Genomic DNA, 13,046 nt, shown 5'->3' with positions numbered 1-13,046 from the left:
ATCAGCTCCAGCCAGCCTTGCCGCGGCGCCCAGCGTACAGCAGGAGCAGCACCAGGAACGAGAACACCAGCATGGCACCTGCCAGCCAGTGTGCTTGCGAATAGGCCATGGCCTCGACATGGTCGAAGATCTGCACCGAGACCACGCGTGTCTTGTCGGGGATATTGCCGCCAATCATCAACACCACGCCGAACTCGCCCACCGTGTGGGCGAAACCGAGGATGCTGGCGGTTATGAAGCCCGGGCGGGCCAACGGCAGCACCACGTGGACGAAGGTGTCCCAGGGGCTGGCGCGCAGTGTGGCGGCCACTTCCAGCGGGCGCTGGCCAATGGCGCCGAAGGCATTCTGCAGCGGCTGGACCACGAACGGCATGGAGTAGATCACCGAGCCGATCACCAGGCCGGTGAAGCTGAACACCACGCTGCCCAGGCCGAGCGCCTGGGTCGCCTGGCCCAGCCAGCCATGCGGGCCGAGGGCGATCAGCAGGTAGAAGCCGATCACCGTGGGTGGCAGCACCAGCGGCAAGGCCACTACCGCGCCCACCGGCCCACGCAGCCACGAGCGCGTGCGCGCCAGCCACCAGGCGATGGGCGTGCCGACGATCAGCAGGATCAGGGTGGTCAGGCTGGCCAGTTTCACGGTCAGCCAGATGGCACCCAGGTCACTGGCGTCCAGTGGCATCAGATTTCATAACCGTAGGATTTGATCACTGCCGCGGCTTTCGGACCTTTCAGGTAGTCGACCAGGGCCTTGGCGGCGGGGTTGTCCTTGCCTTTTTCGAGGATTACCGCGTCCTGGCGGATGGGCTCGTGCAGGGGCGAGGGAACGATCCAGGCCGAACCGCTTTCGACCTTGCCGTCCTTGTAGATTTGCGACAGGGCGACAAAGCCCAGCTCGGCGTTGCCGGTGGAGACGAACTGGAACGCCTGGGTGATGTTCTGGCCTTCGACCAGCTTGGGCTTGGTGGCTTCGGTCAGCTTCAGCTTGCCCAGCACCTGGGTGGCGGCCAGGCCGTAGGGAGCGGTTTTCGGGTTGGCGATGGACAGGTGCTTGAACTGGTTCTTCTTCAGCACTTCGCCGTTGGCGTCGACAAAGCCGGGCGTGGCCGACCACAGGGCCAGGGTGCCGATGGCGTAGGTGAAGCGCGAGCCCGGGACAATGGCCTTTTCCTGCTCGAGCTTGGCCGGGGTGCTGTCGTCGGCAGCCAGGAATACCTCGAACGGCGCCCCGTTCTTGATTTGCGTGTAGAACTGGCCGGTGGCGCCATAGGCGGCGACCAGCTTGTGGCCGGTGTCTTTTTCGAAGTCCTTGGCAATGGCCTGGATGGGGGCTGTGAAGTTCGCTGCGACCGCGACCTGGACTTCATCGGCCCAGGCAGTGTTGAAGGCGAGCAGGCTGGCCAGGGCGGCGGCAGCCAGGTGGGACGGGCGGATACGCATGAAGACAGTTCCTTGGGGGTTATCGTTATAGCCTGAACTATATAGCGATAGGCCATGGGCCGGGAAGGGGCAAGGTAATGCTTAAGCAGGCCAGGCCCTTTCGCGGGTAAACCCGCTCCCACAGGGGCCCCCCAATATTCGAATTGTGGGAGCGGGTTCACCCGCGAAGAGGCCAGACCTGCTTATGCAGACGCCTGGCGGCCGACCACGGCGAGCGCCTTTTCGGCAATTTCCCGGGTCAGCTCGCCCGCCGGCATATGCCTGCCCAGACGCAGCGCCTGCCCCGACCACAGGTTGCTGAAATCGCTATTGCCCTGCGGATCCGTAATCGCCCGCAAAGGCATCAGCGCTCCGCCGGCCAGCGGGAAGCGTGGCGCCAGGTCGCTCATCGGCCCCAGCTCACGCATGATGCGGTTGTTGATGCCGCGCGCCGGTCGGCCGGTGAACAGGTTGGTCAGCGCCGTGTCGCTGGCGGGTGCGCTGTCCAGGGCCTGGCGATGTGCCGGCGAGACCTTGGCCTCGGGGCAGAACAGGTACGCCGTTCCGATCTGCACTGCCGAAGCACCCAAGGCCAGTGCCGCCAACAGGCCGCGGTGGTCAGCAATGCCGCCGGCGGCAATCACCGGCACGCTGACCACATCGGCTACCTGTGGCACCAGGGCGAAGGTGCCGATCTGGCTGGTGATATCGTCGCTGAGGAACATGCCGCGATGGCCGCCCGCTTCATAGCCCATGGCAATGATCGCATCACAGCCGTGGTGTTCCAGCCACACGGCTTCCTCTACGGTGGTGGCGCTGGACAGCACCTTGGCACCGCTGGCCTTTACCCGTTGCAGCAGGTCGGCCTGGGGCAGGCCGAAGTGGAAACTCACCACCTCCGGGCGCAGTTGCTCGACCAGCTGGCAGCTCTGTTCGTCGAAAGGCGCGCGGTTGGACACCGGCGTGGGCGCCGCGAAGTCTGCGCCCACTTCGCTGTAATAGGGCTCGAGCGCCTGCTTCCAGCGTGCATCGCGCTCGGCATCGGGCGCTGGCGGCTGGTGGCAGAAGAAGTTCAGGTTCAACGGGCGGCCCGGGCAGCCGGCGCGGAAGGCGGCGATTTCGGCGCGCACCTGGTCGCCCGTGAGCATGGCGCAGGGCAGGGCGCCCAAACCGCCCGCCAGGCCCACGGCAATGGCCATGGCCGAGCCCGTCGCACCGGCCATGGGGGCCTGCAGAATGGGCACCTCGATGCCCAGCAGATCGAGGATGCGGCGGTCGGGCCAGTGGCTCATGCGGTTCTCCTTGCGCGGGCGAGCGGCGGGGCGGGTGCTTACAAGGCTTTGCTGACCTGGATGTCGCTGATCTTCTCGGCGTCTTCGCCGTGAATCTTGCGCAGGGCTTCCAGGGCTTGTTCGAGGGAGGCGTCGGGCATCAGTGCGAAGTCCCAGCGGCGCTGGCCGTCGAGCTTGTACTTGATGACGTACTTGGTGGTCTGGGTCATGGTGGCCTTATCTGAGTTTCGACGATGAACGACGGACGATCTTGATCTTGTGGGTCAAGGTTGGCTTGCGGGTGACCGAGATCGGGCGGGTTGTCACGGTATCGATGGTGATGTTCCAGAAACCGGTGCTGGGCACAGTGATCTTCGCCGGGAACTTGTCGAAATGGCCACCGTGGTAGGTGTGACGGCCGCCGTTCTTGAAGCTGCGGAAGTTGGCGTCGTTCATCAGGCGGATATTGCAGCGCTGGGAGCACTCGATGACGACGATGTCGTCCTCGTTCAGGTGCTCGCGCTGGTGTACGAATTTCATGTGATGCTCCGCAAGGATTGGTTCTGCAAAGGCGAAAGATACCACGATGTCGGGTTACACTGCCGCGCTGTTCCGCCAGGCGTAGATAAATCTGCCAAAGCAGGGAGCAAAACAGCCTGGCTGTGGTCGAAGCGGATTCTTGAAGGCAGAGGTGCTGCAAATGAAGTGGATGGTGGCGGCGTTGGCGGTGACGCTGGGTGGCTGTGTGAGTGTTACGGAACTGGAACAGTCGCGTGAAACGCTGGATGTGATCTCCGGCAAGTCCCCGCGCGCGTATGCCGATTGCGTCAAGCAGAAGCTGGCCGATAGCCGCGACCCGCTGGTGGAAGAGCAGCGTGGTGATGGCCTGCGGCTGATCGTGCCGCAGAAAATCAGCTCGGGCGCGGGCCCGGCGGCGCTGGTGGATATCGACAAGCGTGGCAGCGGCAGCAGCATCAAGCTGCACGAGCGGCTGAACAACTTCCCGCTGCGCCTGGGCGACGTGCGCACCGCAGCCACCCAATGCATCTCCGGTAGTTGATCCAGGGCAACTGATCACGCTCCTTTTGCTTATATGTTTTAGGCCTAAGCATATAACAATAGAAAAGGAGATTCGTGATGACACCGTTGAGTCGCGTCGTGATCGGCAGCCTGCTGATCCTGGCCTGGCCCGCGGCGCATGCCGCCGATGGCCAGAAAGTCTTCACCCAGGGCGGGGCCAACCCCGCCGCCATGGCTTGCCTGGGTTGCCATGGCCCGGACGGCAAGGGCATTGCCGCTGCCGGCTTCCCACGCCTGGCCGGGCTGCCGGCCGCTTACCTCAGCAAGCAATTGCATGATTGGCGCAACGGCAGCCGCAAGCAGCCGGTGATGGAGCCGCTTGCCAAGGCCCTGAGCGAGGATGAGATCAAGGCTGTCAGCACCTATCTGGCCAGCCTGCCGGCAGACCCTGCAGGCGACCTGCGTCGCCAGCAGATTGCCGATGACCCCACCACCCGCATGGCCCTGTACGGTGACTGGAGCCGGCAGATTCCTGGTTGCGTGCAATGCCATGGCCCGGGCGGTGGCGGGGTTGGCGAACACTTTCCGCCCTTGGCCGGCCAGCCCGCCAGTTACCTGGTGGCGCAGCTCAACGCCTGGCGTGACGGCACCCGCAGCAATGACCCCAACCAGCTGATGGTCGGTGTGGCCAAGGCCATGACCGATGACGAGATCAAGGCCGTTGCCGAGTTCTTCGCCCGCCCCGCCAGCCAGGAGGTCAAGCCATGAAACCGATGATTCCAGCCCTGCTGCTGCTGGCCATGGGCAGCGCCCAGGCCGCCCAGATCGCCATGGAAGACCAGTCGCAGTTGAAAGTGCCTGGCGTGCAGGCTGCGCCGCAGTTCGTGCCGCCAGCGGAAAGCGAGTTACCTGACAATGCCTTTGGCAAGATGGTGCGCGAGGGACATGCCTTGTTCGTCGACACCCGCAGGTTGATGCCTGAGGCCGTGGGCAATGGCATGAACTGCAGCAACTGCCACCTTGACCAGGGGCGGCTGGCGCATTCCGCGCCGATGTGGGGGGCGTACCCGATGTACCCCGCGTACCGCAAGAAAAACGACAAGGTCAACACCTACGCCGAGCGTATCCAGGGCTGCTTCCAGTTCAGCATGAACGGCAAGCCGCCTGCGGCAGACAGCCCGCAGATGACGGCGCTGTCGGTGTATTCGTATTGGCTGTCGACCAAGGCGCCGACTGGCGTGGAGATTGCCGGGCGAGGCTACCCGGAGGTGCCGCAACCCAAGGGCGGGTACGACTTCAAGCGCGGCCAGCAGGTTTACCGCGAGCAGTGTGCGATCTGCCATGGCGACAACGGCGAGGGGCAGAAGGTAGCGGGCGAGTATGTGATGCCGCCGCTGTGGGGCAAGGACTCCTACAATTGGGGGGCCGGCATGCACCGCATCAACACCGCAGCGTCGTTCATCAAGTACAACATGCCGCTGGGCAAGCCGGGCAGCCTGAGTGACCAGCAGGCCTGGGACGTGGCGGCCTGGGTCAACCGCCATGAACGGCCGCAGGATCCGCGGCTGGTGGAAGGCTCCATCGAGAAGACGCGGGTGAAGTTCCACGCCAATGACGGGGTGAACCTGTATGGGCAGAAGGTCGATGGGGTGTTGATCGGGCAGGGCACGGGTAGCTGATTGCCTGCCAGGGCCCTATCGCCGGCAAGCCAGCTCCCACAGGTCTCCGCGTAGCTTTTGAAAACTGTGCAGCCCCTGTGGGAGCTGGCTTGCCGGCGATAGGGCCAGTACAGGCAACCCCGATTTCCTGTCATCCAACGGTCATGGATGACAGCAATATTTACGATCCCTCGGAACTATCTACACTGGGTTATCTCTATCTTCCCATCGATCGGCCACAGGTAGGGCATTGTAAGGTGACTGCCGCCTGATTAGACTGCGCCGAATTCCACAGGCCTAGCCTTTGTAAGGACGTATATGATCAAAAAATGCTTGTTCCCGGCAGCCGGTTACGGCACCCGCTTCCTGCCCGCTACCAAAGCCATGCCCAAGGAAATGCTGCCGGTGGTCAACAAGCCACTGATCCAGTATGGCGTTGAAGAGGCACTGGATGCCGGTCTGAACGAGATCTCCATCGTCACCGGGCGCGGCAAGCGTGCTTTGGAAGACCACTTCGACATCAGCTACGAGCTGGAAAACCAGATCAAGGGCACCGACAAGGAAAAATACCTGGTTGGTATCCGTCGCCTGCTCGACGAGTGCTCGTTCTCCTACACCCGCCAGACCGAAATGAAAGGCCTGGGCCACGCCATCCTGACTGGCCGCCCGCTGATCGGCGACGAGCCGTTCGCCGTGGTGCTGGCGGACGACCTGTGCGTGAACCCGGAAGGTGACGGCGTACTGACCCAGATGGTCAAGCTGTACAACCAGTTCCGTTGCTCGATCGTCGCCATCCAGGAAGTCGATCCGCAGGAAACCAACAAGTACGGCGTGATCGCCGGCGACATGATCCGTGACGACATTTTCCGCGTCACCAACATGGTCGAGAAGCCAAAGCCGGAAGATGCCCCGTCGAACCTGGCGATCATCGGTCGCTACATCCTGACCCCGGACATCTTCGACATCATCGCCAACACCGAGCCGGGCAAAGGTGGCGAGATCCAGATCACCGACGCCCTGATGCAACAGGCGCAGAACGGCTGCGTGATCGCCTACAAGTTCAAAGGCAAGCGTTTCGACTGCGGCGGCGCCGAGGGCTACATCGACGCGACCAACTTCTGCTTCGAGAACTACTACAAGACTGGCAAGGCTTACTGATAAGCCGCTAGTTGCTTGAGACTGGGGCCGCTTTGCGCCTTCGCGGGCTCGCCCGCTCCTACAGGTACTGTGCAGGCCTTCAAGGTTGTGCCGGTACTGTGGGAGCGGGCGGGCCCGCGAAGGGGCGCAAAGCGGCCCCAGTGCGTTATGCTGGGCGCCTGCCTAGGAGAGTGAATACATGGCCTACGATTTTGATCTGTTCGTGATTGGTGCCGGGTCCGGCGGTGTGCGCGCGGCGCGGTTTGCCGCCGGCTTCGGCGCAAAGGTGGCAGTGGCCGAAAGCCGCTACCTGGGCGGTACCTGCGTCAACGTGGGTTGCGTGCCGAAAAAACTGCTGGTGTACGGCGCACACGTCGCCGACGAACTGGAGCAGGCCGCAGGCTTCGGCTGGACCCTGGAAGAAGGGCATTTCGACTGGGGCACCCTGATTGCCAACAAGAACCGGGAAATCGAGCGCCTCAACGGCATCTACCGCAACCTGTTGGTCAACAGCGGGGTCACCCTGCTGCAGGGGCATGCGCGCCTGACCGGTGCCAACGAAGTGGAAGTGGATGGCCAGCGCTACACCGCCGAGCACATCCTCATCGCCACCGGTGGCTGGCCACAGGTGCCGGACATTCCGGGCAAGGAACTGGCCATCACCTCCAACGAAGCCTTCTACCTCAAGGACCTGCCACGCCGGGTGCTGGTGGTGGGCGGTGGCTACATCGCCGTCGAGTTCGCCGGCATCTTCCAGGGCCTGGGGGCGGCTACCACGCTGCTGTACCGTGGCGACCTGTTCCTGCGTGGCTTCGACGGTTCGGTGCGCACGCACCTGAAGGAAGAACTGGAAAAGCGCGGCCTCGACCTGCAGTTCAACGCCGACATCCAGCGCATCGACAAGCTCGAGGACGGCAGCCTGAAGGCCACCCTCAAGGATGGTCGCGAGCTGGTCACCGATTGCGTGTTCTATGCCACCGGCCGGCGCCCGATGCTGGACAACCTGGGCCTGGAAAACACCGGCGTCGAGCTGGATGCACGCGGTTACATTCGGGTTGACCAGCAGTACCAGACCACCGCGCCGTCGATCCTGGCCATTGGCGACGTGATTGGCCGCGTGCAATTGACTCCGGTGGCTCTGGCCGAGGGCATGGCCGTGGCCCGGCGCCTGTTCAAGCCCGAGCAATACCGCCCTGTGGACTACCAGAACATACCCACCGCAGTGTTCAGCCAGCCGCCCATCGGCACCGTGGGCCTGACCGAGGAGCAGGCGCTGGAGGCCGGGCACAAGGTGCAGGTATTCGAGAGTCGCTTCCGTGCGATGAAACTGACCCTGACCGACATCCAGGAAAAGACCCTGATGAAGCTGGTGGTCGATGCCGAGACCGACAAGGTGCTGGGCTGCCACATGGTTGGCCCCGACGCCGGCGAGATCATCCAGGGCCTGGGCGTTGCCCTGAAGGCCGGTGCGACCAAGCAGCAGTTCGACGAAACCATTGGCGTGCACCCGACCGCTGCCGAAGAGTTCGTGACCATGCGCACGGTCACTCGCTGATGCCACTGGCCTCATCGCCGGCAAGCCAGCTCCCACAGGGACTGCACAAGTGCAGAGACCTGCGCAGTACCTGTGGGAGCTGGCTTGTCGGCGATGGGGCCCTTGAATGCCCCGCAATCCTTTGCTCAGCCCATTCCCTTCTATTAATTATCCTCGGTTATAGCCAAAACCAATCACAAGCATGAGCTTTGCCAATGAGCCTTTGTCGGGACCAGCGGTTAGGATTCTCTCCATCAACTGATTCCAACCCCATGAAGGAGCGTCTCTCATGCCAATCATCAACAGCCAGGTCAAACCGTTCAACGCCACCGCCTACCACAAGGGCGAGTTCGTCCAGGTCAGCGAAGCCGACCTGAAAGGCAAGTGGTCTGTCGTGTTCTTCTACCCGGCCGACTTCACCTTCGTCTGCCCGACTGAACTGGGTGACCTTGCTGACAACTACGCCGAGTTCCAGAAGCTGGGCGTGGAAATCTACGGCGTGTCCACCGACACCCACTTCACCCACAAAGCCTGGCACGACACTTCGGACACCATCGGCAAGATCCAGTACCCGCTGATCGGTGACCCGACCCACGTCATCTCGCGCAACTTCGACGTGCTGATCGAAGAAGCCGGCCTGGCCGATCGCGGTACCTTCGTGATCAACCCGGAAGGCCAGATCAAGATCGTCGAACTGAACGACGGTGGTGTAGGCCGCGATGCTGCCGAACTGCTGCGCAAGGTTAAGGCTGCCCAGTACGTTGCCGCTCACCCAGGCGAAGTTTGCCCGGCCAAGTGGAAAGAAGGCGAAGCCACCCTGGCGCCGTCGCTGGACCTGGTCGGCAAGATCTAAGCCGATGCGCATGTCGCGGGCGGTAGCCAGCCGCCAAAGCTGAAGTACCTACCGCCCCGTAAAAGCGCCCGGGCGACCTCGCCTGGGCGTTTTTGTATCCGAGTTTTGAAAAAGGAATCGCCCGTATGTTGGACGCCACGCTTAAATCGCAACTGAAAACCTACCTGGAGCGGGTCACCCAGCCGATCGAGATCGTTGCCTCCCTCGACGACGGCGCGAAATCCCGCGAATTGCACGACCTGCTGGTGGAAATTGCCAGCCTGTCGAACCTTATTACCTTCAGCGCGGACGGCAGCGATGCCCGTCGTCCATCGTTCTCGCTGAACCGCCCGGGAGCCGACATAAGCCTGCGCTTCGCCGGTATCCCCATGGGCCACGAATTCACCTCGCTGGTGCTGGCACTGCTGCAAGTCGGTGGCCACCCGTCCAAGGCCAGTGCCGAAGTGATCGAGCAGATTCAGGCGCTGGAAGGCGAGTTTACCTTCGAAACCTACTTCTCGCTGTCGTGCCAGAACTGCCCGGACGTGGTCCAGGCGCTGAACCTGATGGCGGTGCTCAACCCCAACGTGCGCCACGTGGCCATCGACGGCGCGTTGTTCCAGGCGGAAGTGGAATCGCGCAAGATCATGGCGGTGCCGAGCATCTACCTGAACGGCGAAGTGTTCGGCCAGGGCCGCATGGGCCTGGAAGAAATCCTCGGCAAGATCGACACCAACGCAGCCGGCCGCCAGGCCGAGAAGATCAACGCCAAGGACGCCTTCGACGTGCTGGTGGTCGGTGGTGGCCCAGCTGGCGCTTCGGCAGCCATCTATGCCGCGCGTAAAGGTATCCGTACCGGTATTGCGGCCGAGCGTTTCGGCGGCCAGGTGCTCGATACCCTGACCATCGAGAACTTCATCTCGGTACAGGAAACCGAAGGGCCGAAGCTGGCCACGGCGCTGGAAGAACACGTCAAGCAGTACGACGTGGACATCATGAACCTGCAGCGCGGTGAAGCGCTGATCCCGGCCACCGATGGCGGCCTGCACGAAGTACGCCTGGCTGGCGGCGCCTCGCTCAAGGCCAAGACCGTGATCCTGGCCACCGGTGCCCGCTGGCGCGAAATGAACGTGCCGGGCGAGCAGGAATACCGCGCCCGTGGCGTGGCCTACTGCCCGCACTGTGACGGCCCGCTGTTCAAGGGCAAGCGCGTGGCGGTGATCGGTGGTGGCAACTCGGGTGTGGAAGCGGCCATCGACCTGGCGGGTATCGTCGCCCAGGTAACGTTGATCGAGTTCGACAGCCAGCTGCGTGCCGATGCGGTACTGCAGCGCAAGTTGCACAGCCTGCCGAACGTGAAGGTGATCACCAGTGCGCTGACCACCGAAGTGCTGGGCAATGGCGAAAAGGTGACCGGCCTGCGCTACAAGGACCGCACCACCGACCAGCAGCATGAAGTGGCGCTGGAAGGCATCTTCGTGCAGATCGGCCTGCTGCCGAACACCGACTGGCTGAAAGGCACCGTCGAGCTGTCGCCGCGTGGCGAGATCATCGTCGATGCCAAGGGCCAGACCAGCATCCCGGGAGTGTTTGCGGCGGGTGACGTGACGACTGTGCCGTACAAGCAGATCGTGATTGCGGTGGGTGAGGGGGCCAAGGCATCGCTGGCGGCCTTTGACCACCTGATCCGCACTTCGGCACCGGCGTAAGCCCGTACCGGCCTCTTCGCGGCTAAAGCCGCTCCCACAGGTACTGCGCAGATTTTGCAAACTGTGCAGATCCCTGTAGGAGCGGCTTTAGCCGCGAAAGGGCCGGTACAAGCAAAGCAATAACCGAGGATGTCTATGATTACTGCAGACACCCTCAGGAATCACACCCATGACCCTGATCAGCCGCGAACCCTGGTGGCTAGTCCCCCCAAAGCCCGGGCAGCAAGAGCAGGACCTGCACTGGGGCTACCTGGAAATCTACGCCGACGGCCGCACCGTGTTCGTCGACCAGCGCCCCAGTGACCGGGAGCTGGCCGAGCGCAAGAGCTGCCGCAACTTCCCCGACCCCGAGCCGTGACGGCTCAGCCTTCCAGTTCGGCCAGGCGTGCCTCCAGCGCCGCGATGCGCGCTTCGAGGGCTTCGATGCGCTCTTCCGACACATTGCCACCGCTGCTGCGTGCCCCGCCTTCCTGCTGCCGTGCAGCAAGGATCGCCTCGATTTCCGCCGGGTCGCCCAAGGCATGGGTGTAACGGTCTTCGCGCTGGCCGGCCTGGCGTGGCAGGTGCAAGGCCAGGCCGCGCGAGATCAGGCGCTCCAGCTGGTGCTGGATCTGCTCGGTGTCGTCAAAGTCGTGCAGGCGGTTGCTGCGGGTCAGCAGTTCGTTGAGGGTTTGCGGCCCGCGCAGGAACATCAGGCCCATCAGCACCAGTTGCGCCGGCACCAGCTCCAGCGCCTTGTCCACCCGTTGTTCCCAGCGGTCGGCGCGGCTGCCCATCTGCAGGCGGGTCATGTCTTGCCCTTCGAGGGCGCGCAGGGCCTGGCCGACTTGGCCTTGGGTGAGGTTCATCACCGGCTCGCGACTGGTCTTCTGGTTGCAGGCCAGGACCAGGGCGTTGAGGGTCAGCGGGTAGCTTTCCGGGCTGGTGGCCTGCTTCTCGATCAGCGAGCCGAGAATACGGATCTCGATGCTGTTGAAGCGGCCTTCGCCTGCGGTTTCGTGTTCTGACATGGCCCTGTCTCATTGCTGGGGAAAGGCCACTAGCCTAGGTAAAGCGCCAGGCTTAAGCAATCACTGGGATCATCGCCGGCAAGCCAGCTCCCACAGGTACAGCACAAGCCGTAAGGCCGGCACTATCCCTGTGGGAGCTGGCTTGCCTGCGAAAGGGCCGCAAAGCGGCCCCGGCAAACTCAGCCTTTACGCTCTTCAGCCTGGCACGCCGCCGCGGTAAACAGCACATCGGTCGAAGAATTCAGCGCCGTCTCGGCCGAGTCCTGCAGCACGCCGATGATGAAGCCAACCGCCACTACCTGCATGGCAATTTCGCTAGGGATGCCAAACAGGCTGCACGCCAGCGGAATCAGCAGCAGCGAGCCACCGGCCACACCCGAGGCGCCGCAGGCACAGACCGCCGCCACCACGCTGAGCAGCACGGCGGTCGGCAGGTCTACCGGAATACCCAGGGTATGCACCGCCGCCAGGGTCAGCACGGTAATGGTGATGGCGGCACCGGCCATGTTGATGGTCGCACCCAGCGGGATCGACACCGAGTAGGTGTCTTCATGCAGGCCAAGGCGCTCCGACAGGGCCAGGTTGACCGGGATGTTGGCCGCCGAGCTACGGGTGAAGAACGCGGTGATACCGCTTTCGCGCAGGCACAGCAGGGTCAGCGGGTAGGGGTTGCGGCGGATTTTCCAATACACGATCAGCGGGTTCATCACCAGCGCCACGAACAGCATGCAGCCGAGCAGCACCGCCAGCAGGTGCAGGTAGCCGAGCAGGGCGTTCAGGCCAGACTGGGCCAGCGTGGCGCTGACCAGGCCGAAGATGCCCAGCGGGGCGAAGCGGATGACCACGCGCACGATCAGGGTCACGCCATTGGACAGGTCCTCGACCACGGTGCGGGTGGTTTCGCCGGCATGGCGCAGGGCCACGCCCAGGCCGATGGCCCAGGTCAGCACACCGATGAAGTTGGCGTTGAGCAGGGCGTTGATCGGGTTGTCGACCGCGCTCAGCAGCAGGTTCTGCAGCACCTCGGTGATGCCGCCCGGCGCGCTCAGCGTAGCGTCGCCGGTGCTCAGCACCAGGTTCGACGGGAACAGCATGCTGGCGACCACCGCGACTACCGCGGCGCCGAAGGTACCCAGCAGGTACAGCCAGAGGATCGGGCGGATGTGGGTTTCCTGGCCGTGGCGGTGGTTGGCGATCGAGGCCATGACCAGGATGAACACCAGCACGGGTGCCACCGCCTTGAGGGCGCTGACGAACACCTTCCCGAGGAAGGCCATGTCGCGGGCGATGGCGGGCGCGAGCAGGGCCAGGGCGATGCCGGCGATCAGGCCGATGACGATCTGCGTCACCAGGCTGGTGCGGTTGAGGAAGCGGAGGACGGGGGTCATGTGCAGCGATATCCCAGCATGTTCAAAAAGGGCGCGACTTTACCATAGACCTTCGTCGAGCAGGGCGG

General features: G+C 63.5%; 15 protein-coding genes. 8 read left to right on the top strand and 7 right to left on the bottom strand.

Going from position 1 to position 13,046, the window contains the following annotated elements; all coding sequences use genetic code 11:
- Position 1: 1 nt before the first annotated feature.
- The 5 genes from modB to ABX298_RS00320 form a co-directional block, all read right to left on the bottom strand.
- Positions 2–682, bottom strand: coding sequence for a molybdate ABC transporter permease subunit (modB, locus tag ABX298_RS00340; protein WP_025339672.1), 681 nt, complete (start codon positions 680–682; stop codon positions 2–4).
- Positions 682–1,440 (bottom strand): molybdate ABC transporter substrate-binding protein, encoded by a 759-nt coding sequence (gene modA / locus ABX298_RS00335; RefSeq protein WP_367393905.1) that lies wholly within the window; start codon positions 1,438–1,440, stop codon positions 682–684. The genes modB and modA overlap by 1 nt, the downstream gene beginning before the upstream one ends.
- Positions 1,441–1,622: 182 nt before the next feature.
- Positions 1,623–2,711 carry an NAD(P)H-dependent flavin oxidoreductase gene (locus ABX298_RS00330; RefSeq protein WP_367393904.1) on the bottom strand — a complete coding sequence of 363 codons (1,089 nt, stop codon included), beginning with the start codon at positions 2,709–2,711 and terminating at the stop codon, positions 1,623–1,625.
- A gap of 38 nt (positions 2,712–2,749) precedes the next feature.
- The gene (locus ABX298_RS00325; RefSeq protein WP_013973186.1) at positions 2,750–2,920 is read right to left on the bottom strand and encodes a hypothetical protein; all 171 of its coding nucleotides are present in this window, start codon (positions 2,918–2,920) and stop codon (positions 2,750–2,752) included.
- Positions 2,921–2,927: 7 nt separating this feature from the next.
- On the bottom strand, positions 2,928–3,230 hold the full coding sequence (locus tag ABX298_RS00320) for a DUF1883 domain-containing protein (protein WP_004375922.1): 303 nt from the start codon (positions 3,228–3,230) through the stop codon (positions 2,928–2,930).
- A 160-nt stretch (positions 3,231–3,390) separates the two neighbouring features.
- Between ABX298_RS00320 and ABX298_RS00315 the strand changes: the two genes are divergently transcribed.
- From ABX298_RS00315 to ABX298_RS00280, 8 genes are all read left to right on the top strand, one after another.
- Complete coding sequence (locus ABX298_RS00315; protein ID WP_112252774.1) at positions 3,391–3,750, top strand: hypothetical protein; 360 nt, start codon at positions 3,391–3,393, stop codon at positions 3,748–3,750.
- A 77-nt stretch (positions 3,751–3,827) separates the two neighbouring features.
- Positions 3,828–4,478 (top strand): cytochrome c, encoded by a 651-nt coding sequence (locus ABX298_RS00310; RefSeq protein WP_085665199.1) that lies wholly within the window; start codon positions 3,828–3,830, stop codon positions 4,476–4,478.
- Positions 4,475–5,389, top strand: a complete 915-nt coding sequence (locus tag ABX298_RS00305) for a c-type cytochrome (protein WP_075045613.1) — start codon at positions 4,475–4,477, stop codon at positions 5,387–5,389. Before ABX298_RS00310 ends, ABX298_RS00305 begins: the two co-directional genes overlap by 4 nt.
- Before the next feature lie 297 nt (positions 5,390–5,686).
- Complete coding sequence (gene galU / locus ABX298_RS00300) at positions 5,687–6,526, top strand: UTP--glucose-1-phosphate uridylyltransferase GalU (RefSeq protein ID WP_013973181.1); 840 nt, start codon at positions 5,687–5,689, stop codon at positions 6,524–6,526.
- Positions 6,527–6,704: 178 nt separating this feature from the next.
- A complete protein-coding gene (gene gorA, locus ABX298_RS00295; protein WP_075045612.1) occupies positions 6,705–8,060 on the top strand; it encodes a glutathione-disulfide reductase in 1,356 nt (451 codons plus the stop codon).
- Positions 8,061–8,328: 268 nt separating this feature from the next.
- Entirely contained in the window at positions 8,329–8,892 is a 564-nt protein-coding gene (gene ahpC / locus ABX298_RS00290) for an alkyl hydroperoxide reductase subunit C (protein WP_004375926.1), read from the top strand.
- Positions 8,893–9,017: 125 nt separating this feature from the next.
- Complete coding sequence (gene ahpF, locus ABX298_RS00285; RefSeq protein WP_367393903.1) at positions 9,018–10,580, top strand: alkyl hydroperoxide reductase subunit F; 1,563 nt, start codon at positions 9,018–9,020, stop codon at positions 10,578–10,580.
- Positions 10,581–10,749: 169 nt separating this feature from the next.
- Positions 10,750–10,938 (top strand): hypothetical protein, encoded by a 189-nt coding sequence (locus tag ABX298_RS00280; protein ID WP_013973178.1) that lies wholly within the window; start codon positions 10,750–10,752, stop codon positions 10,936–10,938.
- 4 nt (positions 10,939–10,942) lie between these two features.
- Here the strand turns inward: ABX298_RS00280 and ABX298_RS00275 are convergent, their stop codons facing one another.
- A complete protein-coding gene (locus ABX298_RS00275) occupies positions 10,943–11,590 on the bottom strand; it encodes a YceH family protein (protein ID WP_025339663.1) in 648 nt (215 codons plus the stop codon).
- Positions 11,591–11,769: 179 nt separating this feature from the next.
- Entirely contained in the window at positions 11,770–12,978 is a 1,209-nt protein-coding gene (sstT, locus tag ABX298_RS00270; protein ID WP_367393915.1) for a serine/threonine transporter SstT, read from the bottom strand.
- Positions 12,979–13,046 lie beyond the last annotated feature (68 nt).

Source organism: Pseudomonas sp. X4 (assembly GCF_040784925.1).
In the GTDB taxonomy this organism is placed as follows: Bacteria; Pseudomonadota; Gammaproteobacteria; order Pseudomonadales; family Pseudomonadaceae; genus Aquipseudomonas; species Aquipseudomonas putida_Z.
The sequence above is the reverse complement of the archived record's forward strand: the minus strand, read 5'-3'. Positions and strand labels throughout refer to the sequence as shown.

Excerpts from the sequence above, each read along its gene's own strand:
- modB (WP_025339672.1), bottom strand. The coding sequence starts at position 682 with ATGCCACTGGACGCCAGTGACCTGGGTGCCATCTGGCTGACCGTGAAA.
- modA (WP_367393905.1), bottom strand. The coding sequence starts at position 1,440 with ATGCGTATCCGCCCGTCCCACCTGGCTGCCGCCGCCCTGGCCAGCCTG.
- ABX298_RS00330 (WP_367393904.1), bottom strand. The coding sequence starts at position 2,711 with ATGAGCCACTGGCCCGACCGCCGCATCCTCGATCTGCTGGGCATCGAG.
- ABX298_RS00325 (WP_013973186.1), bottom strand. The coding sequence starts at position 2,920 with ATGACCCAGACCACCAAGTACGTCATCAAGTACAAGCTCGACGGCCAG.
- ABX298_RS00320 (WP_004375922.1), bottom strand. The coding sequence starts at position 3,230 with ATGAAATTCGTACACCAGCGCGAGCACCTGAACGAGGACGACATCGTC.
- ABX298_RS00315 (WP_112252774.1), top strand. The coding sequence starts at position 3,391 with ATGAAGTGGATGGTGGCGGCGTTGGCGGTGACGCTGGGTGGCTGTGTG.
- ABX298_RS00310 (WP_085665199.1), top strand. The coding sequence starts at position 3,828 with ATGACACCGTTGAGTCGCGTCGTGATCGGCAGCCTGCTGATCCTGGCC.
- ABX298_RS00305 (WP_075045613.1), top strand. The coding sequence starts at position 4,475 with ATGAAACCGATGATTCCAGCCCTGCTGCTGCTGGCCATGGGCAGCGCC.
- galU (WP_013973181.1), top strand. The coding sequence starts at position 5,687 with ATGATCAAAAAATGCTTGTTCCCGGCAGCCGGTTACGGCACCCGCTTC.
- gorA (WP_075045612.1), top strand. The coding sequence starts at position 6,705 with ATGGCCTACGATTTTGATCTGTTCGTGATTGGTGCCGGGTCCGGCGGT.
- ahpC (WP_004375926.1), top strand. The coding sequence starts at position 8,329 with ATGCCAATCATCAACAGCCAGGTCAAACCGTTCAACGCCACCGCCTAC.
- ahpF (WP_367393903.1), top strand. The coding sequence starts at position 9,018 with ATGTTGGACGCCACGCTTAAATCGCAACTGAAAACCTACCTGGAGCGG.
- ABX298_RS00280 (WP_013973178.1), top strand. The coding sequence starts at position 10,750 with ATGACCCTGATCAGCCGCGAACCCTGGTGGCTAGTCCCCCCAAAGCCC.
- ABX298_RS00275 (WP_025339663.1), bottom strand. The coding sequence starts at position 11,590 with ATGTCAGAACACGAAACCGCAGGCGAAGGCCGCTTCAACAGCATCGAG.
- sstT (WP_367393915.1), bottom strand. The coding sequence starts at position 12,978 with ATGACCCCCGTCCTCCGCTTCCTCAACCGCACCAGCCTGGTGACGCAG.